The 20,730-nt window shown below is 68.2% G+C and carries 25 protein-coding genes; 12 read left to right on the top strand and 13 right to left on the bottom strand.

Annotated features, from left to right (window positions below; genetic code table 11):
- Nucleotides 1-27: 27 nt before the first annotated feature.
- Genes V0Z78_RS09245 through V0Z78_RS09235 form a run of 3 tightly spaced genes read right to left on the bottom strand, consistent with a single transcriptional unit; the run spans nucleotide 28 to nucleotide 2,724 of the window.
- Nucleotides 28-1,206, bottom strand: coding sequence for a glutamate--cysteine ligase (locus V0Z78_RS09245; RefSeq protein ID WP_336344337.1), 1,179 nt, complete (start codon nucleotides 1,204-1,206; stop codon nucleotides 28-30).
- A 40-nt stretch (nucleotides 1,207-1,246) separates the two neighbouring features.
- Nucleotides 1,247-1,876, bottom strand: a complete 630-nt coding sequence (locus V0Z78_RS09240) for a fibrillarin-like rRNA/tRNA 2'-O-methyltransferase (RefSeq protein WP_336344336.1) — start codon at nucleotides 1,874-1,876, stop codon at nucleotides 1,247-1,249.
- The gene (locus V0Z78_RS09235; RefSeq protein WP_336344335.1) at nucleotides 1,873-2,724 is read right to left on the bottom strand and encodes an NOP5/NOP56 family protein; all 852 of its coding nucleotides are present in this window, start codon (nucleotides 2,722-2,724) and stop codon (nucleotides 1,873-1,875) included. Before V0Z78_RS09235 ends, V0Z78_RS09240 begins: the two co-directional genes overlap by 4 nt.
- 117 nt (nucleotides 2,725-2,841) lie before the next feature.
- Between V0Z78_RS09235 and V0Z78_RS09230 the strand changes: the two genes are divergently transcribed.
- The 3 genes from V0Z78_RS09230 (at nucleotide 2,842) to V0Z78_RS09220 (ending at nucleotide 6,122) form a co-directional block, all read left to right on the top strand.
- On the top strand, nucleotides 2,842-4,038 hold the full coding sequence (locus tag V0Z78_RS09230; RefSeq protein WP_336344334.1) for an iron-containing alcohol dehydrogenase family protein: 1,197 nt from the start codon (nucleotides 2,842-2,844) through the stop codon (nucleotides 4,036-4,038).
- Between the two features lie 122 nt (nucleotides 4,039-4,160).
- Nucleotides 4,161-5,711, top strand: coding sequence for an ATP-binding protein (locus V0Z78_RS09225; RefSeq protein ID WP_336344333.1), 1,551 nt, complete (start codon nucleotides 4,161-4,163; stop codon nucleotides 5,709-5,711).
- A gap of 69 nt (nucleotides 5,712-5,780) precedes the next feature.
- Nucleotides 5,781-6,122: an enoyl-CoA hydratase/isomerase family protein gene (locus V0Z78_RS09220; protein ID WP_336344332.1), complete on the top strand. Its 342-nt coding sequence runs from the start codon at nucleotides 5,781-5,783 to the stop codon at nucleotides 6,120-6,122.
- Here V0Z78_RS09220 and V0Z78_RS09215 read toward each other — a convergent pair.
- On the bottom strand, nucleotides 6,113-6,919 hold the full coding sequence (locus V0Z78_RS09215) for an alpha/beta fold hydrolase (RefSeq protein ID WP_336344331.1): 807 nt from the start codon (nucleotides 6,917-6,919) through the stop codon (nucleotides 6,113-6,115). The two genes, V0Z78_RS09220 and V0Z78_RS09215, sit on opposite strands and share 10 nt — an antisense overlap.
- 132 nt (nucleotides 6,920-7,051) lie before the next feature.
- On the opposite strand from V0Z78_RS09215, the gene V0Z78_RS09210 reads away from it, so the two are divergent.
- A complete protein-coding gene (locus V0Z78_RS09210) occupies nucleotides 7,052-7,483 on the top strand; it encodes a DUF488 domain-containing protein (RefSeq protein ID WP_336344330.1) in 432 nt (143 codons plus the stop codon).
- Between the two features lie 6 nt (nucleotides 7,484-7,489).
- Here the strand turns inward: V0Z78_RS09210 and V0Z78_RS09205 are convergent, their stop codons facing one another.
- The 5 genes from V0Z78_RS09205 to V0Z78_RS09185 form a co-directional block, all read right to left on the bottom strand.
- Nucleotides 7,490-9,010: a sodium:solute symporter family transporter gene (locus tag V0Z78_RS09205; RefSeq protein WP_409338688.1), complete on the bottom strand. Its 1,521-nt coding sequence runs from the start codon at nucleotides 9,008-9,010 to the stop codon at nucleotides 7,490-7,492.
- A 525-nt stretch (nucleotides 9,011-9,535) separates the two neighbouring features.
- Nucleotides 9,536-9,832 carry an HTH domain-containing protein gene (locus V0Z78_RS09200; protein ID WP_336344328.1) on the bottom strand — a complete coding sequence of 99 codons (297 nt, stop codon included), beginning with the start codon at nucleotides 9,830-9,832 and terminating at the stop codon, nucleotides 9,536-9,538.
- A 40-nt stretch (nucleotides 9,833-9,872) separates the two neighbouring features.
- Nucleotides 9,873-10,235 carry a fluoride efflux transporter CrcB gene (crcB, locus tag V0Z78_RS09195; RefSeq protein WP_336344327.1) on the bottom strand — a complete coding sequence of 121 codons (363 nt, stop codon included), beginning with the start codon at nucleotides 10,233-10,235 and terminating at the stop codon, nucleotides 9,873-9,875.
- Nucleotides 10,226-10,609, bottom strand: coding sequence for a fluoride efflux transporter FluC (locus tag V0Z78_RS09190; RefSeq protein ID WP_336344326.1), 384 nt, complete (start codon nucleotides 10,607-10,609; stop codon nucleotides 10,226-10,228). Before V0Z78_RS09190 ends, crcB begins: the two co-directional genes overlap by 10 nt.
- Before the next feature lie 45 nt (nucleotides 10,610-10,654).
- Nucleotides 10,655-11,008, bottom strand: coding sequence for a hypothetical protein (locus tag V0Z78_RS09185; protein WP_336344325.1), 354 nt, complete (start codon nucleotides 11,006-11,008; stop codon nucleotides 10,655-10,657).
- Between the two features lie 144 nt (nucleotides 11,009-11,152).
- Here V0Z78_RS09185 and V0Z78_RS09180 point away from each other — a divergent pair, with 144 nt between their 5' ends.
- Nucleotides 11,153-12,115 carry an AIR synthase family protein gene (locus V0Z78_RS09180; protein ID WP_336344324.1) on the top strand — a complete coding sequence of 321 codons (963 nt, stop codon included), beginning with the start codon at nucleotides 11,153-11,155 and terminating at the stop codon, nucleotides 12,113-12,115.
- A gap of 30 nt (nucleotides 12,116-12,145) precedes the next feature.
- On the opposite strand, the gene V0Z78_RS09175 is transcribed toward V0Z78_RS09180, so the two are convergent.
- The gene (locus V0Z78_RS09175; protein ID WP_336344323.1) at nucleotides 12,146-12,397 is read right to left on the bottom strand and encodes a glutaredoxin family protein; all 252 of its coding nucleotides are present in this window, start codon (nucleotides 12,395-12,397) and stop codon (nucleotides 12,146-12,148) included.
- Between the two features lie 78 nt (nucleotides 12,398-12,475).
- On the opposite strand from V0Z78_RS09175, the gene V0Z78_RS09170 reads away from it, so the two are divergent.
- The 4 genes from V0Z78_RS09170 to V0Z78_RS09155 all read left to right on the top strand — a co-directional run bounded on the left by V0Z78_RS09170 (nucleotide 12,476) and on the right by V0Z78_RS09155 (nucleotide 15,218).
- Nucleotides 12,476-13,543, top strand: coding sequence for a Gfo/Idh/MocA family protein (locus V0Z78_RS09170; protein ID WP_336344322.1), 1,068 nt, complete (start codon nucleotides 12,476-12,478; stop codon nucleotides 13,541-13,543).
- An 83-nt stretch (nucleotides 13,544-13,626) separates the two neighbouring features.
- Complete coding sequence (locus V0Z78_RS09165; RefSeq protein WP_336344321.1) at nucleotides 13,627-13,767, top strand: DUF7563 family protein; 141 nt, start codon at nucleotides 13,627-13,629, stop codon at nucleotides 13,765-13,767.
- Nucleotides 13,768-13,866: 99 nt separating this feature from the next.
- On the top strand, nucleotides 13,867-14,883 hold the full coding sequence (locus tag V0Z78_RS09160; protein WP_336344320.1) for a putative sodium/potassium/calcium exchanger: 1,017 nt from the start codon (nucleotides 13,867-13,869) through the stop codon (nucleotides 14,881-14,883).
- A gap of 173 nt (nucleotides 14,884-15,056) precedes the next feature.
- A complete protein-coding gene (locus tag V0Z78_RS09155) occupies nucleotides 15,057-15,218 on the top strand; it encodes a hypothetical protein (protein WP_336344319.1) in 162 nt (53 codons plus the stop codon).
- Nucleotides 15,219-15,317: 99 nt separating this feature from the next.
- Here the strand turns inward: V0Z78_RS09155 and V0Z78_RS09150 are convergent, their stop codons facing one another.
- Complete coding sequence (locus V0Z78_RS09150) at nucleotides 15,318-15,953, bottom strand: helix-turn-helix domain-containing protein (protein ID WP_336344318.1); 636 nt, start codon at nucleotides 15,951-15,953, stop codon at nucleotides 15,318-15,320.
- A 137-nt stretch (nucleotides 15,954-16,090) separates the two neighbouring features.
- Between V0Z78_RS09150 and V0Z78_RS09145 the strand changes: the two genes are divergently transcribed.
- Both V0Z78_RS09145 and V0Z78_RS09140 read left to right on the top strand, forming a co-directional pair.
- Nucleotides 16,091-16,894 (top strand): N-acyl homoserine lactonase family protein, encoded by an 804-nt coding sequence (locus V0Z78_RS09145; RefSeq protein ID WP_336344317.1) that lies wholly within the window; start codon nucleotides 16,091-16,093, stop codon nucleotides 16,892-16,894.
- Nucleotides 16,891-18,207: a hydroxyacid-oxoacid transhydrogenase gene (locus V0Z78_RS09140; protein ID WP_336344316.1), complete on the top strand. Its 1,317-nt coding sequence runs from the start codon at nucleotides 16,891-16,893 to the stop codon at nucleotides 18,205-18,207. The genes V0Z78_RS09145 and V0Z78_RS09140 overlap by 4 nt, the downstream gene beginning before the upstream one ends.
- Before the next feature lie 3 nt (nucleotides 18,208-18,210).
- Here the strand turns inward: V0Z78_RS09140 and V0Z78_RS09135 are convergent, their stop codons facing one another.
- Nucleotides 18,211-19,203, bottom strand: a complete 993-nt coding sequence (locus tag V0Z78_RS09135; protein WP_336344315.1) for an AI-2E family transporter — start codon at nucleotides 19,201-19,203, stop codon at nucleotides 18,211-18,213.
- 242 nt (nucleotides 19,204-19,445) lie between these two features.
- On the opposite strand from V0Z78_RS09135, the gene V0Z78_RS09130 reads away from it, so the two are divergent.
- On the top strand, nucleotides 19,446-19,736 hold the full coding sequence (locus V0Z78_RS09130; RefSeq protein WP_336344314.1) for a PadR family transcriptional regulator: 291 nt from the start codon (nucleotides 19,446-19,448) through the stop codon (nucleotides 19,734-19,736).
- A 50-nt stretch (nucleotides 19,737-19,786) separates the two neighbouring features.
- Here the strand turns inward: V0Z78_RS09130 and V0Z78_RS09125 are convergent, their stop codons facing one another.
- Nucleotides 19,787-20,698 carry an NAD(P)-dependent oxidoreductase gene (locus V0Z78_RS09125; protein ID WP_336344313.1) on the bottom strand — a complete coding sequence of 304 codons (912 nt, stop codon included), beginning with the start codon at nucleotides 20,696-20,698 and terminating at the stop codon, nucleotides 19,787-19,789.
- Nucleotides 20,699-20,730 lie beyond the last annotated feature (32 nt).

Below are 20,730 nucleotides of genomic sequence, written 5' to 3'. Positions count from 1 at the left end.
CGGCATAAAAACTTGTTTACGGTCCGCCTACAGGACGAGCGACTCACACAGCGCGTCGAGGCCTCGCTCGTCGCGGATCCGGCGCTGGCGATCGGCGCCGCTCTCGCCCTCGTAGAGCTCGCGGATCCCCTCGACTCCGAGACGGTCGCACTCTCGATCGACGACGGTGCCCAGATCGACCACGCCCGAGCGATCACGATCGATGAACGAGGCGTCGTGGCCGTAGCGCATCGCGCGCCACTTGTTCTCGTCGAGCAGCTCCCGACGGTGGTCGTATCCCTCCTCGCCGTCCCGCGAACCGTGCTCGCCCTCTCGCGGGCCGTGCCCGCTCGAACGGCCGGCGGAACGGAGTTCCGCGCTACTCGACCCATAGGCGGCCCACGGATCCGCGCTCTCCTCGTAGCGGGCCGCGAGGTCCTCGACCAGCGCGTGTGTGTACTCGACGAACGCCATCACACGCTGGGGGTCGGTCTGTCCGTCGGGAGTCCGTATCTCGACGGTGCCGTGGCCGGAGTGGGGCCGTACGTCGTACCAGAGCTCGCCACGGTCGTTGATCGACCCCTGCTCGACCATCAGGCGCTCGAAGTCGGCGAACTCCGCGAAGCTCGAGAACGCCGTCGGCATCCCCGTGTTCGGCAGCGCCTCGAACACCTTCGCGCGGGCCGACTGGAGGCCGGTGTCGAAGCCGTTCCAGTACGGCGAGTTGGCCGACAGCGCGAGCATAACGGGCAAAAACCAGCGCAGTTCGTTCGCGATCCAGGTCGCCTTGTCCGCGTCGTCGACGCCGACGTGGACGTGCAGTCCGGCGGTCGTGTTCCGGTGCTGGGGATACTGGATCCGATCGAGCTGTGCGCGATAGCGCGGCTTCTCGGCGTGTTCGAGTTCGCGCCACTTCGCGGCCGGATGTAGCCCGGCGGCGGCGATTCGATACCCGTGTTCTCCGGCGTATTCGACGAGCGCCTCGCGGACCTCGCGGAGAACGTCGCCGGCCTCGGAGAGCGAGTCGATGACGGGCGTCTGGGTCTCGATTACGCATTTGAACAGCTCGTGGTCCAGCCGGTCTTCGAGGACGCCGGGCGGATCGTTCGCGTAGACGAGGTCGTCGGTGCCCGAGACCGGACGTCCCGACTCGTCGACGACGAAGAACTCCTCCTCGATTCCAAGGGTGCCCACCCGCGCGAAGTTCTCGGCCGAACCCGTCTCCATCGCCACGGGCTTCGGCCGCATCCGATAAATAGCCGCCGTCTCAGCGCGGCCGGGCGACGACCGCGAGGTGGTCTGTGTGATACGGCTCGAGTCGGCGGGTCTCGAGGACCTCGTACGACGTTTCGAGCCGATCCAGCACGTCCGAGAACACCGCGTCGGGCTCGCGGGTGACGTCCTCGCTTCGGGCCTTGATCGCCGCGAGCAGGCGGCCGTCCTCGGCCAGAAAGCGCTCGTTGCGGATCGCCACGTCCGCCTGTCCCCGGGTGGCGACGTCCTGAACGATCGCGTCGACGTCCCTTTCGACGACGTGGGCGTACGTCTCGGGCTTGCGGGCGTCCTTCAGCAGCGGGAAGAGGTTCTCGCGGGGTTCGGCCGCCGAGAGCAGGTCGCGGGCCGGCCGCGGTGCGAACTCGATCGCGTACGTGGGACCGGCGAAGTCGGCGACGTGACTCACAGTGGTACCGCTGGCCGCCCCGAGGTAGAGCACCGTCTCGTCGTCCGAGAGTCCCGTCTCGATCCCCGAATCGAGCATTGCGCCGAGTTTCGATCGGTCGGGGTCCCAGACGCGCCACTCCCCCTCGGTCGGCTCGCCGTAGACCGGCTTGCCGCGGGTGGCGAGGCGTTCCTCGCCGGCGATCGTCCGCCGTTCGACGCCGTCGGGCAGGCTCATTCCTCGGCCTCCCGCGCTCGGATGGTAGCGATGCGCTCGTCGAGTTCGGCGTCGAGTTCGGGACGACGATCGCCGGAGTAGTGATCGACCCGCGCTGCGATGGTGAGCTTGCCCGCGAGCGCGCGGGCAGCCGACCCGCGGTCCTCGGCGCGGGTCCCTCTGACGTACTCGTGGGTGTAGATGATCCCGTGTTTCGGCGAGGGTGCGCGACCCCGCAGGTGGGCGAACAGGGCGTCCTCCGCGCCGAGCACCTGAAGGGTGCCGCTGGGCTTCCTCGCGAGCGCCTCGAGACCGCCCGCGAGCGCGATCAATCGTGCGGCCAGGACGGGGCCTGCCATCGCCGCGAGGTTGGGCGCGACCGCGGGCGTCGTCCGTTCGACGAACGCTCTCAGGGAATCGGCCTCCTCGGCGAGTTCCACCGTACGCTGTGCGAGCGAGACGGCACGTTCCTCGGCAGGACCATCGGGCTCGCGTCCGGCCACCTCGCGGGCGTACCCGACGCCCGCGCCGTCGACGTCGAACAGGCTCCCCGCCCACTCGGCGACCCGCTCGGCAAGCTCGTTGGCGGTGCGTTCCGCGTCGTCCATCGCCCGAACGGCGTGGACGAGCTGGGCGTCGTCCGCCCGCTCGCGTTCCGTCACCGCCTCGCGGGTGGCCCGCATCGTCGTCTCGTGTAGCGCGCGGTAGTAGTCGTCCTCGCTCTCGGCGAACCCCGTCTCGACCGCCCGTTCGGGCCAGTTCGACGGCGACTCGGCTGACCCGCTCTCGATGGCTTCGCTGCCCCCGTCGAGGTCGCCGCGATCCAGTCCCTCGAACCAGCCCGCATTCGCCGTGGACCCCTCGTTCATGTACACTCCTCGACGGGGTCAACGGATCAATTCACGGGTTCGGCCCGGTCGCGGACGCCGAGCGCGGACGACGCGGCCCCCCTAGCTACATCGTGGAGCCGCCACAACCGAGGAGGGATGCTACCCGTCTCGGAGTCCTTCGAGTACGAGTACCGCGGCTGCGACCTGATCTACGGTCGCGGCTGCGTGGGCCGTCTCGGCGACTACCTCGCCGAACACGACCTCGATCGCGCCCTGATCGTCTGTGGGTCGAACGTCGGGGCGAGCGACGAGCTGATGGAGCCGATCCAGGAGGGACTCGGCGATCGTCTCGCCGGCGTCTTCGACGGGACGACGCCGGAGAAATCGGCCGAGGCAGCCTTCGGCGCCATCGACGAGATGCACGAAACGGACGCCGACGTCCTCGTGGGGATCGGCGGCGGCAGCAGCCTCGACGTCGCCCGACAGACGAGCGTCTTCGCGCAGGACGGCCGATCCTTGTCGGAGCTCCGCGAGGAGGCACGTAACGGTGGGGTCAGCCCGCCCGATTCGAACGACGAGCGACCGCCGGTGATCGTCGTTCCGACGACGTTCGCGGGGGCCGACGTCTCCGACACCGGGTCGATCGAGCTGCTCTCGGCCGCCGAATCGCCGACGGGCCAGCCGGCGAGCGTCGGCGGATCGGCGATGCCGATCGCGGACTTCGCCGATCCGGCCCTGTTCGAGACGACGCCCGCGGGCGCGCTGGCCGGCTCGGCGATGAACGGTCTCGATAAGGGGATCGAGACGCCGTATGCCCGGGACGCGAACCCCGTAAGCGACGCGGCGGCCGTCCACGGGCTCCGCCTGCTGAGTGATGCGCTCCCACGGATCGCCGACGGGTCCGACGACGGCGAGGCGATGGATCGAGCGGTGGTCGGCTCGTTGCTCGTCCAGCTCGACCGCAAGATCTCGATCATTCACGCCTTCGGCCACGGGTTCGCCCGCCGGTACTCCCTCCAGCAGGGGTCGGTACACGCGGTCGTCGCCCCGCACGTGCTCCGGTACCTCTTCGAGGAGGTCGACGCCGGTCGCGCCCTGCTGGCGGAGGGGTTCGGGATCGACCCCGCCGGACGCTCCGACGTCGAACTCGGGGAGGAGATCGTCGAGGCCGTCGCCGACGTGCGCGACGCGCTCGATGCGCCGACACGCCTCCGGGATCTTCCGGAGACCCGCGAGGAGGACCTGCCGGCGATCGCCGAGTTCGTCGTCGACGACTCGCCGATGACCCGTGTGCCGACGAGCCTGGAGCCGACCGCCGAAGGGATCGAGCGAGTGCTCCGCGAGGCCTGGTGACCACGGCGTGGCTCGGACTACCACGCTCGACGGTCGAAGCACCGAGCCGGTGGCGTTTCGTCGCCCGGCGGATTTAAGTAATCTAACCGATACGTTCCGGCAATGAACGAGCGGGGACGACCATGAGCGAGAAACAGCGCATCGCCGTCGGCGAGAGCGTCGGCTCGGGAGACCGCGAGACCATCGAGCTACCGGTCGTCGAGGTGCTGACGGGCCGGGGGTTCGTCACCGGAAAATCGGGATCCGGCAAGTCGAACACCGCGAGCGTCGTCGTCGAGGAGCTGCTCGAGGCGGGCTATCCCGTCCTGATCGTCGACACCGACGGCGAGTACTACGGACTCAAGGAGGAGTACGAACTGCTCCACGCGGGCGCCGATGAAGAGTGTGACATCCAGGTCGGTCCCGAACACGCCGAGAAGGTCGCCGCGCTCGCGCTCGAGCAGAACGTCCCCACAATCCTCGACGTCTCGGGCTACCTCGACGAGGAGGCCGCCGACGAACTGCTTCGGGAGACGGCACGCCACCTCTTCGCGAAGGAGAAGAAGCTGAAGAAGCCCTTCCTCCTGGTGGTCGAGGAGGTCCACGAGTACATCCCCGAGGGCGGGGGGATGGACGAGACCGGCCGAATGCTGATCAAGGTCGGAAAGCGGGGGCGCAAACACGGCCTCGGCATCGTGGGGATCAGCCAGCGACCCGCCGACGTGAAGAAGGACTTCATCACCCAGGCCAACTGGCTGGTCTGGCACCGGCTGACCTGGGACAACGACACCAAGGTGGTCGGCCGGATCGTCGGTACCGAGTACGGCGACCGCGTCGCGGAACTCGACGCCGGCGAGGCCTTTCTCCAGACCGACTGGACCGACGCCGACGTCCGCCGGGTCCGGTTCAAGCGGAAACGTACCTTCGACGCCGGCGCGACCCCCGGACTCGACGACTTCGAACGCCCCGAGCTCAAGTCGGTGAGCGACACCCTCGTCGACGACCTCCAGACGATCACCGAGTCCCAGCAGCGCGAGGCCGACCGGATCGCCGAACTCGAACGCGAACTGGAGCGCAGGGACGAGCGGATCGCCGAGCTCGAACGCGAACTGGAGTCCGCTCGGGACGTGAGCGCGGCCGCCCGGCAGATGGCCGCGGCGCTCTCCGAGGAGCGCGGGACCGAGACCCCGCCGCCACAGGCGACGCTCCCGGAGGTGACGATGGACGACGAGTTCGAGCGGCTCCGTTCCGAGAACACCGCCCTCGAGGCCGAGATCGAGGAACTGCGCCGGCGGCTCGACGAGCGCGACGGGGACGCAGGCGAGGCGGAGTCCGATTCGGGTTCGGAGTCCGGGGAGGACGAGGCGCTCGTCGACGTGCCGATCGACGGGCGGGAGCGTGAGGAGGGCTCGGCCGACGCGGTGGCGATCGCCGCCGAGATCGAGGCCGCGAGCCGGCGGTCGCTCTGTAACGAGCGCCAGACGTGGGCGGTCATCGAGGTGCTCGCGGAGACCGGCGGCGCGACCGCCCGCGAGGTCGAGGATCGGGTACACGCGCCGTTCCAGTGGGTCTGGACGCTGCTGTTGGAGCTTCGCGAGTGTGCCTGCGTCGAGCGCACGTCCGACGGCGTCTACTCGCTGTCGCCGGTCGCCCGCGATCTGGTTCTCGAGAGCGCGGATCCGCTGGCGCCGTAGCCGGGGCGGGCGAGCGCTCAACTGACGGGAACGGGACTCCCGGAAATAGGGATCACCGACCGGGACGGCGTGCGAACCGTCACGTTCGATCGGCCCGACGCGTCGAACGCCCTCACCACCGAGAGCGCCGCCGAACTCGCCGACGTGCTCTCGCAAGCGGATCCCGACGAACTGGACGCGATCGTCCTCACCGGCGAGGGGAGGGCGTTCAGCGCGGAGGATCTCGAGTCGATCGCCGCGCTCGAGGGGACGCCGGCGGCGGCCTACGAGCGCATCGACGAGACGTTCGGACGGTTGGAGGAGGCGCTCGACTACGAGAGCCCCGTCCAGTCGCAGCCGCTCGGGACCGACGAGCACCGGGAGGGCGTCTCGGCGTTCCTCGAGGATCGGGACTCGGCGTTTCAGTCGTAGAGGAACCCGTGGATCGCACCGTCGAACTCCCGCCGGCGATCGAGGACGGCGTCGTGACCCGCGTCGATCTCGACGTAGCGGGCATCGGGTATCGAGGCCGCGGTCCGACGATACTCCTCGCGGGCGAAGAAGGGGTCCTCGGTTCCGCCGACGACGAGCGTCGGGACGGCGACGTCGTCCACCCAGGGAGTCGCGTCGTGGTCCAGGCAGGCGTCGGCCGAGGCGACGAAATCGCGGCGGTCGACGGACGATCGCGAGCCGAACCGACCGTAGAGGGTCGCGGCCCCCCGGACGACGGGAGCTCGGAAACCGCTCGCGACCATGTGCGCGGCCTCCCCGCAGATCGGACGCCATTGCTCGCGTTCGGCGAGCGCGCGCCAGCGCTCGACCACCTCGCGGCCGTGGGTGCTCAGCCGGACCGCGGCCAGCCCGAGGACCGCGCGCTCGACGTTCTCGGGGCGATCCGCCGCGAGACGCTGGACGACGAACCCGCCCAACGAGAGCCCCATCACGTCCGCGGGGCCGACCTCCTCCAGCACGCGGGCGTAACCGTCCGCGAGTTCCCGCGTCGAGACGTCGGCGGGGAGTCCCTCGGGCCGGCTGACCATCGCCACCGTATGCCGGCCGGCGTAGCGGTTGCAGTAGGCCGCGACGAGCAGGCTGAACCACCACGCGTCGGTGACCCGGCACAGCGGGTCGTTGAGACCCGGGATCACGAGGAGCGTCCGCGGACCGTCGCCGACCGCGACGTACGGGTGGTCGGCCCATCTCCCCCGGCGAATCGGTGCGCCGATCACGGCCTCGGGCGGGCGCGTCGTTCGGGCTCGATCGTGCGGCGGCCGTCGGTCGGAGGTACCATGACGGAGGTCCGGCGAGCGGCGGTAAAAACCCACCCGAACGGTTAGGATCGACGAGCGGCTACTTCTCCCATGAGCGAACCGGGATCGATCCGGGAGACCTACCACGCGGCGCTCGCCCACGGCCTCGTCGACCTCCCCCAGGGGACGAGCCGTATCGGCGTCGTCCGCCGGCCGACGTCGTGGTTCCACGGAGAGATCGACGAGAACGTTCCCGAACTCGCGCCGCCCGAGGAGCTGCTCGACGCCTTTCAACAGCGGCGTGAGGACTTCAAGATGCAGGGGATGTGCGAGGAGGGCGCACACAACGCCGCCTGGGAGGAGCTGGGGTTCGAGGAGCGCTATCGCGAGCACCTCGATACGCCTGACGCGCGGGCGGCACTCTCGGCGCTTGCGGATCGCGTCGCAAACGGCGAGGACGTCGCGCTCGTCTGCTACGAGGGCGACTCGAAGCGGTGTCACCGCCACGCGCTCGAGGAGGAGTTGGCGACGCGAACCCCGTGACGGCGATCAGTCGTCGCGTTCGGAGAGGTGCGTCTCGGTCGGCCCGGCACCGAGGAGACCGATCTCACGGGAGAGCCTGTTCGGGTCGAAGCCCGCGTCGGTGAGCCGCGCCGAGAGCACGGCGAGGCCGGCCGAGACCGCTGCAGCACCGAGGAACGCCCACAGGAACGACGGCGCGGGCACCAGCCCTCCGAGGACGGGCAGCGCCGACAGCGGGCCGTGCACCGTCGGCAGGAACGCCATCCCGACGACCAGCCCGGAGACGCTCGCGGCGAGCATCCCCCTCTCGGTCGCCCGCATCGAGTAGAGCCCGTAGACCAGCGGGACGGCCGCCGCGACGGCGAACAGGTCGGCCGTGAGGAACAGCGCGAGGACGCTGTAGGCACGCGCCCCGATAACGGTCGCCCCGAGCGCGACCGCAACGGTCGTGACGCGCGCGGCGAAGGTGAGCGAGCGCTCCGAGGGATCGTCGAGCAGCCGCGGCAGGTCCGCGGTGACGACGCTCGCGATCGCGTTGAACAGCGTGTCCGCTGTACTCATGACGAGCAGGACGGCGAGCAGGACGACCACGAGACCGACCCACTCGGGCAGCGTCTCGAGGACCAGTCGGAAGAGCGCGACGCTGGCGTCGCCCGGCCCCTCGACGAGTCCGTAGCCGGCCGCGGCGACGCCGAACAGCCCCGCGACGGCGACGATCGGGACGACCGCCAGCCCGGAAACGGCGAACGAGCGCCGAACCGTCCGCTCGTCCTGGGCGGCGTAGACGCGCTGCCACCACGCCTGGTTGAGCAGTTCGGCGCCGGCGATGGCGACCACGATGTAGACGCCGAACAGCAGGCCGGGGACGAACCCGGGGTCGAGCAGCGAGGGGTCGGACGCGGCGACGGTCGATCCGATCGTGCGGGGACCGCCGAGCGAGAGGAGGGTGACGGCGAAGACGAGCCCCAACAGGGGGAGGACCACCACGAGCTGTACCGTGTCGGTGAAGATGCTCGCCTTCAGCCCGCCGTAGGCGGTGTAGACCAGGACGAACGTGCCGACCAGCCCCGCGGTCTGCCAGGCGGGGACGCCGGCGACCAGCGAGAGCACGCCGACGATGCCGGTCATGTTCGCGGCCAGCGAGATGAACATGAAACAGAGGCTGATGAGGAGGATGTAGGCGTACATCGCGGGCCCGTACCGGACGTAGGCGTACTCGGTGAGGGTGTGACCCCGCGGGATCAGTCGCCGGATCCGCGGGCCGACGAGGACGTAGACGAGGCTCGCGCCGGCGCTACCGAGCGCGTAACCCGCGATGGCGGTGATGCCGCCGAACGCCGCGCCGGCCTCCGCGGGACTGAACAGGATCCATCCGCCCAGGTTCGACGCGAGCAGCGTCGCGACCATCGTCCGCGTTCCGATCGAGTCGCGCGCCGTGATGAACTCCTCGACGGAGCCGACCTCTCCACGCGAGTAGCGGAGCCCGATCACCGTCACGGCCACCACCGTGACCGCGACCAGCGAGAGCGCAACGCTCGAGCTCACCACGCGGACCGCCACCGGGAACCGTTCGTGTACATACGGAACACCGCGCGGCCGCCGCGTATAAAATGGACGAATATCATCGCGTCATACGGCTGCCGTCGGCGACGACCGCCGGACGCGACTCTTGTAACCGGCTGTCATTCAGGCATCTATATAACCCTGGACCGTCCAGTTCCTCGTGCTGGTGGCCGCCAGCGAAAACCACGGGTGGATGAGCCGGGGTCACCTACTACGACCCCGTTCCTGTGTTTTCGATCCAGACCTGCGAGCCACCGTCTCTACCTCACCTATCCCGTTAACTTCACGTTTCGAAAGACAGAAAGCATATATGATCGGCGCTCGTCGGGACGATTGCCGTCGAAACGACGGCGTTGTGCCTGTCAGAGGCCACCCCTCCCCATCGCACTCTCGATGGCGGTGTTCCGCCATCCTTTCGTACCCGGTGATCCGTCGATGGATCACCCAGAACGCCCGCGGGCCGCTCTCGTTGGGCGGTTCCACGCCTCGTGAAACCGACTCGTCGCGGAGTTACGACTCGTCGCGGGCCCTGATCGCCGCCGCGAGCTCCGGGTGAAGCACCGGACGGTCGTCCTCGTCGCGCCGGAGCAGGGGGTCGCCCCCGAGTTCCTCCTCCAGTGTCCCGACCCGCTTCTTGATCGTCCGCTCGGTGTAGCCCGTCTCCTCTGCGAGCTCCTCGATCGACAGTCCCTCGCCGTCCTCGGTCGCCGCGAGCGCGCGAGCGATGTCGTACTCGGAGTCGCGGTACTCGGTCGCTATCTTCTCGGCGAGCGCTGCGAGTTGCTCCGGAACCTCGTCCGTGGCCATATCCTCCATCAGCGGAGCCCGTACGTAAAAACCCGACTACTTACGCCGGACCGACGAGGAGGCCCGCCGTCGCGACCGCGCCGGTCGCGAGCATCAGGGTCGAGAGCGCGTATACCGCGGCCAGTCCGGGCCGGTCGCTCTCCCAGAGCCGAAGGGTGTCGACCGAGAACGACGAGAAGGTGGTGAACGCCCCACAGGCGCCGACCCCGACGAGCAGGAAGAGGTCGGAGGGGACACCGAGGAACGCGACCAACGCGAGGACGAAGCTTCCGAGGACGTTCACGACGAGCGTACCGACGGGGAAGCGTCGCTCCGCGGGCTGGACGAACGTGCCGACGAGATACCGCGCGGTCGCGCCGACGGCACCGCCGACGCCGACCAGGACCGCCTCGATCATCGCCATCGCCGCCCTCCGAGCGCGATTCGCCTGCCGAACAGGGCGGCCCCGAAGCCACAGGCGTAGCTCCCGATGACGTTCGCCAGCCCCACGACCGGATGGACGCCGAGCGTCTCGAGGGCGAACGTGCTGTAGGTGGTATACGAGGAGAGAAATCCGGTCGCGGCCAACAGGCGCACACGACGAGGGATGCGCTCGGTGGTGGTCGCGGTGTAGAGAACGTACCCGAGGGCCGCGCTCCCGGTGGCGTTGACGACGAAGGTCCCGGCCAGTCCCGGTACGAGCAGTGCCACGCCGTAACGGGCGATCGACCCCAGAAAGCCGCCGGCGGCCACTAAAGCGAGCGTCTCGAGGCGGCGCGAGGGCCGTTGCTGATCCATCACGTCGAGTAGCGCGGACCGGGAAAAAGAGCGCGTCGAATCCGGTCAGAGCCCGCCCTGGCGGCGCGGGGAGCGGTCCCGTGACCGCGACCGCAGCGTCGTCACCAGCGGCCGGATCACCGCCCGGAGCGCGGCGGGGCGTCCCGGCGAACGCGCCGTGGCGTAGCCGGCGACGAGGATGCTAGTGACGAACGTGGCGACGAAGGCGCTGCTGATCGCGACGGGTATGAGTGCGGTGATGAGTGTGATCGTGATCCCGTTGACGAACAACAACGCTCCCGAGAGGAGCAGGATTCTGTTTGCGAGTCGTAACGTCCCGCCGGTGTCCCCCGTCGAGCGCCGCCTGGAAGAGCGGCCCCCCGAGGAACGCCGTCGGGCTTGGTCTCCGAGCGAGTCCATACCCTCCCTCTCGATTCCACCGTCTTGAATCTGAGTCAGCTATCCGTCATACATGCATACGTTTTCCGATACGTTCCGCGGCGACGTCGGCGGGCGATGCGCCGACCGCATGACATACAAGCGACCGACCCCTGGGTGGGGGTGATGATCGGGAAAGTCGATCCGGAGCGCCTCGAGACCGTCCTGTCCCGGACCGGCGCTCCCGACGAGGACGTCGTGGTGGGCCCGTCGTACGGCGAGGACGCGGCGGCGATCCGGATCGGCGAGCGACTGCTCGTCGTCAACACCGATCCCGTCTCGCTCGCGGCCGACCGGATCGGACAGATCGGCGTCAACGTCGCCTGCAACGACGTCGCCGCCTCGGGGGCGGACCCGCGCTGGTTGACCGTCGCGCTCCTCCTTCCCGACGACGATTCCGCGGTGTTGGAGGCGGTCGTCGAGCAGCTCGACGGCGCGGCCCGCGAGGCAGACGTCGCCATCGTCGGCGGCCACACCGAGTACGCCCCCGAGCGCGACCGACCGCTGCTCGCGCTGACCTGTCTCGGACTGGCCGACGAGTACCTCCCGACGGGCGGCGCCTCGCCCGGCGAGAAGCTGCTGCTGACGAAGGGCGCGGGGATCGAGGGGACGGCGATCCTGGCGACCGACTTCCGCGCGGAGCTCGAGGAGGACCTACCCGGTGACCTCCTCGATAGGGGGGCGGCGCTGTTCGAGGAGCTGAGCGTCCGCCCCGACGCGCGGGTCCTCCGCGAGCACGCGAGCGCGCTTCACGACCCGACCGAGGGCGGCGTGATCGACGGGACGCTCGAGCTCGCCGTCGCGTCCGGAGCGCTCGCGCGAGTCGAGCGCGAGCGCGTGCCGATCCGCGAGCCCACGGCTCACATCTGCGAGGCGATGGGCGTCGATCCGCTCCGGATCTTCGGCTCCGGCGCGCTGCTCGCGTCGGTTCCCGCCGAGCGGGTCGATCGGGCACTCGCCGACCTCGAGACGGCGGGGATCGACGCCGCCGTCGTCGGCGAGGTCGTCGCAGGCGAGCCGGCGCTGGAGCTCGACGGCGAACGGATCACGGAGCCGGTTCGCGACGACCTCTACGAGCTGTGGACGTAGTCCTCGACCGGAAACGAGACCGAGCGCGTCCTACCGGCGTAGTCGGCGTTCGAGCTCGTCGGCGTCGACCCTGAACTTGAACGCGGGTCGGTCATCGACGAGCACGTAGGGGACGCGCTCGCCGTACGTCGTCGCCAGTTCCGGGTCGTCGTCGACGTCGACCTCGCTGATCTCGACGCGGCGATCGACCCCGCTCGCGACGCGCTCGATCGTCTCGATCGCCTCCTCGCAGAGGTGACAGTCCTCTCGGGAGTAGACGGTGACGGTGGCCGGATCGCCCATGGTCGCGGTCGGATCGGGTCGGACAGGTGTCTTTCGATATGGTCAGATACTTATCGGCAGTGGGGCGACGGTTCGTACATGGATTTCTCCTCCGTTCGCATCGGCGTCGTCGGTCTCGGGTTCATGGGCCAGGTTCACGCCGAGAACGTCAGCGAGTTCGGTCACGACGTGGTCGCCGGCGCGGACCTCGACGACGAGGTGCGCGAGACGTTCGGTACGCGTTTCGGCGCGGCGACCTACGAGGACTTCGAGGCGATGTACGAGGAGGAGGAGCTCGACGCGGTCGCGGTCTCCGTGCCCAACAAGATCCACGAGCCGGCGGTCGTCGCCGCTCTCGAACGCGGGCTGGACGTGTTATGTGAGAAGCCGCTGGCTCACACCCTCGAGAGCGCCGAACGGATCACCGAGGTCGCCCGCGAGTCCGAGGGGTTCTGCGCGGTGAACTTCCACAATCGGATCACCGCGGCCGCCGAGATGTTCAAGGGCTACCAGGAGGAGGGTCGCTTCGGCGAGGTGACCCACGTCCAGGGCAACTACGTCCGCTGGCGGGGCGTCCCCGGGCTGGGATCGTGGTTCACCGACCGCGAGCTGGCCGGCGGCGGCGCGCTCGTCGACATCGGCGTCCACGCCATCGACTTCGCGCTCTACGTGCTCGACTTCCCGGAGGTCGAGGAGGTCATGGGGATCACCCGATCGAACTTCGCCACCCGCGACGACTACGCCGACCCCGAGGACTGGGGAGTCGACGGCGGCGGGGAGTTCAACGTCGAGGACTCGGTGACCGCGCTGGTCCGGTGTGCGGGCGGGAAAACGATCTCGCTCGAGGTCGCGTGGGCGGCCTCCCAGGAGCCGACCAACGAGTTCACCATCCGGGGGACCGACGCGGGGGCGAAGCTGAAACTCGGCGAGGACGACCTCCGGCTGTTCGATACCGGCCGGCAGGGGACCGATCACTTCGTCCGCTCGGAGCTCGAGGGGAGCCTCCCCGAGACGGGGTGGGCGGCGACCGACAAGCTGTTCGTGGAGAGCGTCGCCAGCGGCGAGACGCCCGAGCTGAACACGGTCGAGCAGGCACTGACCGTCCAGCGAGTGATCGACGCGATCTACCGTTCCAGCGAGGAGGGATCGTCGGTTCGGGTCGAGTGACCGCCTCCGAGAACGGAGACCGTTTCTGTCGCGATCCCGAGGGGAGAAGTTGATAACCGAGTCCGTAGTAGGTGGGCAGTGGAATGCCAACTTGTGCCACATGCGGCGAGCACGTGACCGCTCGATTCCAGCGGGTCTTCGCGGGGAACGACGGTGAGGTGTACGGCTGTCCGACCTGCATGGAGATGACGGCGATCGTGAACGGGGCGCCGGCCCGCCGGTGAGGCGGCGACGGAGGTAGTCACCTACAAATAGCCGTCGCCGAAAGGGGTACTAACGACAGTGGAGTGCCACACGACGGACCCCACGTTCGGAGGCGATCGATGAGCAGCGCCGAGGCCGACCAGCTCACCGGCCGGGACTTCCTCGTCTTCGCCGGCATGATGTTCGTCGTCACGGCGACGATCGTCTCGGTCGGCGGGATCCTCCACACGTTCCCGTCGTTCTCGGGTCCGGTCGACGGTGACGACGCCGACGGCAGCGCGGCGAACGTGTCGGACGGAGCGCAGGGAAGCCAGGAGCGGAACGGCGAACCCGACGAGGACGACTCCGACGCGGTTGAGGACGCCGGGACGAACGGCGACGAGGGCAACGAGGGAGCCGACACACCGCCGCCCGACTCGGACGAGACCGACGAGGGTGATGCGGACGAGGACGCCGCCCCGGTCCAGGACGACGGGACGTCCGAGGCGTCCTCGGACGGCACCGAGGGCGACGACGCCGGCGAGGAGAGTTCCGGTGCCGGCGACGGCGCTGCCGACGACACCACGAGCGACGACGCAGGCGGGGAGGACGCGGCCACTGACGGCTCTGACGGGAACGGCGAGGACGACGCAGGCAGTGCAGATGCGGACGGCGATGGAGACGACACCGCGACCGACGCGAACGACGCAGGCACCGACGGAGACGACGCGAACACCGGTGAAAACGGTGGGACCACGAGTGAGGACGACGACGGTGACGCTTCGGATGCGCCCGACGAGGGCGATGGCGACGGTGACGCGAACGCGACCGCGACCGGCGACGGCCAGAACGACACCGATACGGAGGAACCGGAGACGTCCGACTCGAGCGACGGTAGTACGGACGACGCCACGGAGGGATCCGACAACGAAACCGAGGAGCCGACGGCAGCGAGCGCGGAGCCGGAAAACGAAACCGACGAGAACGGGACTGAGGAGTCGACGGGATCCGAGGGAACGGACGTCAGCGACGGTAACGGCGAGCAGGAGGGCGACGGCGTCGCGCAGGAGTCCGGGAACGAGACCGAGGGCGGAGAATCCAACGACTCGACCAGCAGTGCGGCGAAACCGGTGACGGGACCGACGACACGGACGTGAACGACGGCGAGAAGGGTGGGCAGGAGACGGACGACGACCCCACCGAATCCGACGGCGGCTGATCGGGACGTCCCGGGATCGGAGAGCCGCCGATCTCCCCGTCCTCGCACCGTGAGAAGGCGTCCTTGGTCTACCACCGTTGATTTCAGGGACGTTCGGACGCTATCCATCACGTGGAGTACTACAGGAACTACTGCATCGAGTGCGGGTGGGAGGCGACCACCGAGGAACACCGTTCCCGCCAGGAGGTGAGCGAGCTAGCCGTCGAACACCACTACGAGTGCGGCCACGACATCGAGTCGCTGACTATCGAGTATCCCGTAGCGAACGCGTGAGACGATCGACGAACGGGACAGTCGTCTCGATACGTCGCCCGTCCGAATGAGATCGCGAAGCCGGTCGACACCGGAGCGTTCCGTGGCCGAGACGGGGCGTCAAAGCTCCTCTTTGGCCAGTGTGATCGTCGCCCGCCGTAGCCGTTCGACGACGGCCTGATCGGAGATTCCGAGCTCGTCGGCTAACTCGGCGGTCGTCGCCTTTCGCGGAATGGAGTAGTAACCGCGAGCGACCGCGAGATCTAACGCCTCGCGCTGTGGCTCCGAGAGCCCCTCCTCCGGATTCCTCGTCGGTCGGCCGGTCTGGGAGACTCGGACCACCTCGAGGCCGAACCCGTCCTGATCGGTCTCCTTCCGGAACGCCGTGAGCGCCTCCTGGGACGGGAAGCGTATCTCGAACTCCCAGTGTGCGTTCGGTCTGACCGCGTTCAGTATTTGGGCGTCCTGATCGCGAATCGACTTGAAGAACGTATCCGGATCCTCGTGCCACTCGATCGCGTAGACGCCGCGGTCGTCGTACTCCTCGACGACGTGGACCGCTGCTACTACCGCGTGTTCGCGAAGCTGCTCCACGAGCGCGCGATGGTCCTCGTCGTGGACCTCGATCAGCGGTAGCGCCTGTTCGCCGATCGGGATTATCGTCTCCAGTTCGATCCGATCGGCTTCGACGGATTCGATCACGCGGCCGAACTCGAACTCGTCCGCGTCGACTTGGGCTTCGATGGTGACGCTCATTAGATCATCTTCGTCGGATGGACGAACCTACCGCGTCCATGCAGGAAAGCCTAGACGTGGCAGGTGCCTGCAGCGGGTCGTCTCGTTCGTGAGTGCCTGCCGTACTATTATGACGGACGGTGGTGTAGCACGGCGCCATGGTCGACGCTACCGTCCACGTCATCGATCGGGGAAACCTCGAGTGTGACCTCAACTACATGATGGAGGGGCACACGCTCGGCACGCACGACGAACCGAACCCGGAGACGGACTACGGCGAGATTCCGGTCTGGAACCTCGTGATCGATCACCCCGAGGGGACGATCCTCTGGGACACCGGCTCGCATCACGACGCGCTCGACGGCCACTGGCCGGAACCGCTGTGGCAGGCGTTCTACCCGTACGACGCCGACGAACACCGGCTCGACGACGACCTCGAGGCGGCGGGCTTCGGCATCGACGACATCGACTACGTCTTTCAGACCCACCTCCACCTCGATCACGCCGGCGGGTTGGAGTTCTTCGACGGCACCGACGTGCCGGTCTTCGTCCACGAGCGGGAGCTCGAGTTCGCCTACCGCAGCGCGAAGACCGACGAGGGGAGCGCGGCCTACGTCCTCGGGGACTTCGATCACGACCTGAACTGGGAGTTGCTTCACGAGGACCGCGAACGGCGCTTCGAGGACGTCGAGTTCGTCCGCTTCCCCGGTCACACGCCGGGGCTCACCGGAACCGTCATCCACCTCGAGGAGGGAACGCTCGTCTTCACCGGCGACCAGGTGTATCAGGCGCCGAACTTCGAGGAGGAGATCCCGCTCGGCGCGGGGCTGCTCTGGGGGAAGCGGCCCTGGTTCGAGAGCCTCCGGCGGATCGAGGAGCTCCAGCGGAGACACGACGCGGAGGTCGTCTACGGCCACGATCCCGAGCAGTTCGAGGCGATCCGCGAGGGGTGGGGCGCGTGAGCTACGATCGCTCGGTCTCGGCCGACCCCCACGAACTGCGACCCGAGACGGTCTGGCACCTCCAGATGCCACAGCTCCGCTTCGGACCCGATTCGATCCGCGAACTCGGGTTCCAGCTCTCCGACCTCGGCGTCGGGGAGGACGCCCACGGTCTGGTGGTCACCGATGAGGTGCTCTCGGAGATCGGTCACGTCGATCGGGTCACCGACCACCTCGAGGATGCCGGTTTCACGACGACGATCTGGGACGGCACGGAGCGCGAGCCGTCGATCGAGAACGTCGAGCGCTGCATCTCGTTCGTACGCGAGCAGACGAGCGATGGCGGCTTCGACTTCTATCTCGGCGTCGGCGGGGGGAGCTGCATGGACGTCGCGAAGACGACGCGATCCGTGATCGCGAACGGCGGCGAGATCCTCGATTACGTCGCCCAGCCGACGGGCGAAGGGCAGGCGCTCACGGAGTCGGGCCCACCGCTCGTGTTGCTGCCGACGACGGCCGGCACCGGCGCGGAGATCTCGCCGGTGGCGATCCTCTCGGTCGAGGAGAAGGACATCAAGGAAGGGATCTCGAGCAACCACGTCCGCGCGGACGCGGCCGTCCTCGATCCGACGCTGACGACGACGCTCCCCGCCGAGACCACGGCGAAGACGGCGATGGACGCGCTCGGTCACGCGATCGAGGGCTATACGACCCATCCTCACGACTCGCTGCTCCGGCCGTCGAATCCGGAGACCAGACCCGTCTACGCCGGGCGGACCGAGCTCACCGAGATGTTCAGCGAGAAGGCGATCTCGCTGCTCTCGGGGAACGTCCGGCGGGCGGTCCACAACGGCGACGACCTCGAGGCGCGCTCTGCCATGCTGAAGGGGGCGCTGTTCGGCGCGATCGCCGGTCTCACCGCCGGTGCCAGTCTCTGTCACGCGATGGCGTATCCGGTCGGAAACGAGTACCACACGTACCACGGCGAGACGATCGCGGTGCTCACGCCGGCGAGCACGCTCGGCTACAACGCCGCGAGCGATCCAGAGCGCTTCGCCCGCATCGCGGGGATGCTCGGCGCGGACACCGACGGGCTGGGAACCCGCGAGGCAGCGGACCGAGCGCGCGAGGAGTACGTCCGGCTCCAGCGCGATCTGAACGTCGTTCCCAGCGGACTCGCGGAGCTCACCGGGGCCACCGTCGAGGACGTCGACGATCTCGCGCGACGAACCGTCGAGTCACAGGATCGACTCCTCCGGGTCAACCCACGACCGGTCACCCAGGAGGACGTCGCGGCGATCTACAGGGACGCGCTCCACAACTGGGAGACGTAGACGTCAGAGCCGGTCGTACTCCCGTTTGAACGTCTGGAGCGTCGCCGCGAACACGCCGAGGACGATCGGACCGACGAAGAGGCCGGTGAACCCGATCGTGTAGACGCCGCCGAAGACGCCGACCAGGATCACGCCCGGGTTGAGCTGGGCGCGCTGGTCGATGACGATCGGCCGGGCGTAGTTGTCCACCATGCTCACCACTGCGATTCCGTAGACGGCGAGGAGCACACCCGTGGTGACGTCGCCGATCAGCGCGAGGTACACCGCCGCCGGGCCCCAGACGAGGAAGGCGCCGATCAGCGGCAACAGCGCGAGCACCGCCATCACGAACGTCCAGAAGACGACGTTCGGGATCCCGGCGACGTAGAGGCCGACGCCGGCGATCAGCGACTGGATCAGCGCGACGGAGATGTGGCCGATGACGACGCCCCAGATGGTTCGGTCGATCCGCTCGAACAACCGATCGGTGACCTCGGGCGGGAGCGGGATCACGGTCCGCGACCACGCGACGAACCGCGTGCCGTCCTTCAGGAGGTAATAGACGAGAAACAGCACGAGGACGAGCCCGAGCGAGAGCTTCATCCCCGCAGTAGCGATGTCTGCTGCGCTCCCGAACAGCACCTCGAACAGGTTTCCGACGAACAGCCGGAACTGTTCGGCGACGTCGACCTCCTCGCCGGTGTACTCGAGGACCGTCGCCTCGATCCGCTCGATCTGGAGGTCGGTCTCGCCGCGGGCGAGTTGCTGGAGATCGGCGATGAACGCCCGCACGATGTAGAGCAGCGGAAGGATCACGACGACGAGCGAGCCAAGGATGAGGACGATCGGCGAGAGCAGCCGTCCCAGGTGTGGAATGACGCGTCGATACACCGGATGGAGGACGTACGCTGCGATGATCGCTCCCAGCACGTACTGTAGAAACGGTCGGATCACCAGCAGCGACACCGCGGCCGAGAGCCCGATGCAGAGGAGGAGAAACGCCTGGGATCGGTTCACGAGGAGAGATAGGCGGAGGACACATAAATCACCTGATGGTGGGTCTCGACCCACCCGTTCGATCCCGGCCGGTCGTCGAACGGTGCGGACTCCGCCGGCCACGCGGGGAGAACACGCCGTTCTCCGTCCCTCGACGAGGAGGACGTTATTATCGCGGAGAGGACGGACAATTTTCAGCCATGAACGGGTAGACGATACGAAAGTACAATAGATTGACAAGGAGGAGGCCCAAACCGACCGGCGTGAACGATCTAACTGGGTTTCAGCGGGACTTACTGTATACGATCGCGGGCCTAAACGATCCACACGGACTGGCGCTCAAGGAGGAGCTCGAGAGTTACTACGAGAAGGAGGTCCACCACGGACGGCTCTATCCGAACCTCGACACGCTCGTCGACAAGGGGCTGGTCGAGAAGGGTCAGCGCGATCGGCGGACGAACGTCTACAAGCTGACGTCCCGCGGTCGCCGGGAGATCAAGGCCCGACGCGAGTGGGAGGACCAGCTCGTCGGGGACGAGCTGAAGACGCAGTAGGAGCGACGTCCGGCGGGATCCTCGCCATCGGGTCCGGAGCGCGTCGGACGCTACTCGTCGACGCGCGCCTCCTCGCCGGCCATCATCTCGAGGACCTGCATCACGCCGGAGTTGTCGTCCCGTTCCATCCCGTTCTGGACCATCGTCTTGTAAAGCTCGTTGGCGAGCGCGGTCTGGGGCATGGGCGAACCGAAGGCCTCGCCGGCGTCGGTGGCGATCCGGAGGTCCTTGTACTGGTACTCCGCGAAGAAGCCCGGGTCGAACTCGCCCTGGATCATGTCCGGGGCGCGGTTGTCGAGCGTCCAGCAGCCCGCCGCACCGCCGCTGATCGCCTCCACTACGGCCTCGAGGTCGGCGTCCGCGTTGTGCGCGAACACCAGCGCCTCGCTCACGCCGACCATCTGGGCGGCGACGACGATCTGGTTGCACGCCTTCGTCGTCTGGCCGGCGCCGCTCGGCCCGCAGTGCGTGATCGTTTCGCCGAGCACCTCGAGGACGTCCATCTGTTCGTCCAACGTGTCCTCGTCCCCGCCGACCATGATCGAGAGCGTCCCTTCGATGGCGCCCTCCTCGCCGCCCGAGATCGGTGCGTCGAGCAGGCTCGCGCCGGCGTCCGCGAGTCGCTCGGCGACCGTCTCGGCGACCGTCGGCGAGATGGTCGAGTGGTCGACGACGGTCATCCCCTCGCTCACGCCGTCGATGACGGGATCCGATTCCTCGCCCTCGCCGAGGACCACGTTCTCGACGTCAGGCGAATCGGGGAGACACAGCAGGACGACGTCGGTTCGTTCCGCGACGTCCGCCGGTGACTCACCGCGGTCGCCGCCGTGCTCGGCGAGCTCCTCTGCCGGCTCGTCCGAGCGGTTGTAGCCGACGACGGAGTACCCGGCGTCGACGAGGTTCTTCGCCATCGGGAGGCCCATGATTCCGAGTCCGATGAATCCGATCGTCTTCGATGACATGACGTCCCCTACTGCGATCAACGCTCGTAAAT

The sequence above is a fragment of the Halalkalicoccus sp. CG83 genome (genome assembly GCF_037081715.1).
Classification (GTDB): domain Archaea; phylum Halobacteriota; class Halobacteria; order Halobacteriales; family Halalkalicoccaceae; genus Halalkalicoccus; species Halalkalicoccus ordinarius.
This window is presented reverse-complemented; position numbering and strand designations above follow the sequence as displayed.

Excerpts from the sequence above, each read along its gene's own strand:
- V0Z78_RS09245 (WP_336344337.1), bottom strand. The coding sequence starts at position 1,206 with ATGGAGACGGGTTCGGCCGAGAACTTCGCGCGGGTGGGCACCCTTGGA.
- V0Z78_RS09240 (WP_336344336.1), bottom strand. The coding sequence starts at position 1,876 with ATGAGCCTGCCCGACGGCGTCGAACGGCGGACGATCGCCGGCGAGGAA.
- V0Z78_RS09235 (WP_336344335.1), bottom strand. The coding sequence starts at position 2,724 with ATGAACGAGGGGTCCACGGCGAATGCGGGCTGGTTCGAGGGACTGGAT.
- V0Z78_RS09230 (WP_336344334.1), top strand. The coding sequence starts at position 2,842 with ATGCTACCCGTCTCGGAGTCCTTCGAGTACGAGTACCGCGGCTGCGAC.
- V0Z78_RS09225 (WP_336344333.1), top strand. The coding sequence starts at position 4,161 with ATGAGCGAGAAACAGCGCATCGCCGTCGGCGAGAGCGTCGGCTCGGGA.
- V0Z78_RS09210 (WP_336344330.1), top strand. The coding sequence starts at position 7,052 with ATGAGCGAACCGGGATCGATCCGGGAGACCTACCACGCGGCGCTCGCC.
- V0Z78_RS09200 (WP_336344328.1), bottom strand. The coding sequence starts at position 9,832 with ATGGCCACGGACGAGGTTCCGGAGCAACTCGCAGCGCTCGCCGAGAAG.
- crcB (WP_336344327.1), bottom strand. The coding sequence starts at position 10,235 with ATGGCGATGATCGAGGCGGTCCTGGTCGGCGTCGGCGGTGCCGTCGGC.
- V0Z78_RS09190 (WP_336344326.1), bottom strand. The coding sequence starts at position 10,609 with ATGGATCAGCAACGGCCCTCGCGCCGCCTCGAGACGCTCGCTTTAGTG.
- V0Z78_RS09185 (WP_336344325.1), bottom strand. The coding sequence starts at position 11,008 with ATGGACTCGCTCGGAGACCAAGCCCGACGGCGTTCCTCGGGGGGCCGC.
- V0Z78_RS09180 (WP_336344324.1), top strand. The coding sequence starts at position 11,153 with ATGATCGGGAAAGTCGATCCGGAGCGCCTCGAGACCGTCCTGTCCCGG.
- V0Z78_RS09175 (WP_336344323.1), bottom strand. The coding sequence starts at position 12,397 with ATGGGCGATCCGGCCACCGTCACCGTCTACTCCCGAGAGGACTGTCAC.
- V0Z78_RS09170 (WP_336344322.1), top strand. The coding sequence starts at position 12,476 with ATGGATTTCTCCTCCGTTCGCATCGGCGTCGTCGGTCTCGGGTTCATG.
- V0Z78_RS09165 (WP_336344321.1), top strand. The coding sequence starts at position 13,627 with ATGCCAACTTGTGCCACATGCGGCGAGCACGTGACCGCTCGATTCCAG.
- V0Z78_RS09160 (WP_336344320.1), top strand. The coding sequence starts at position 13,867 with ATGAGCAGCGCCGAGGCCGACCAGCTCACCGGCCGGGACTTCCTCGTC.
- V0Z78_RS09150 (WP_336344318.1), bottom strand. The coding sequence starts at position 15,953 with ATGAGCGTCACCATCGAAGCCCAAGTCGACGCGGACGAGTTCGAGTTC.
- V0Z78_RS09145 (WP_336344317.1), top strand. The coding sequence starts at position 16,091 with ATGGTCGACGCTACCGTCCACGTCATCGATCGGGGAAACCTCGAGTGT.
- V0Z78_RS09125 (WP_336344313.1), bottom strand. The coding sequence starts at position 20,698 with ATGTCATCGAAGACGATCGGATTCATCGGACTCGGAATCATGGGCCTC.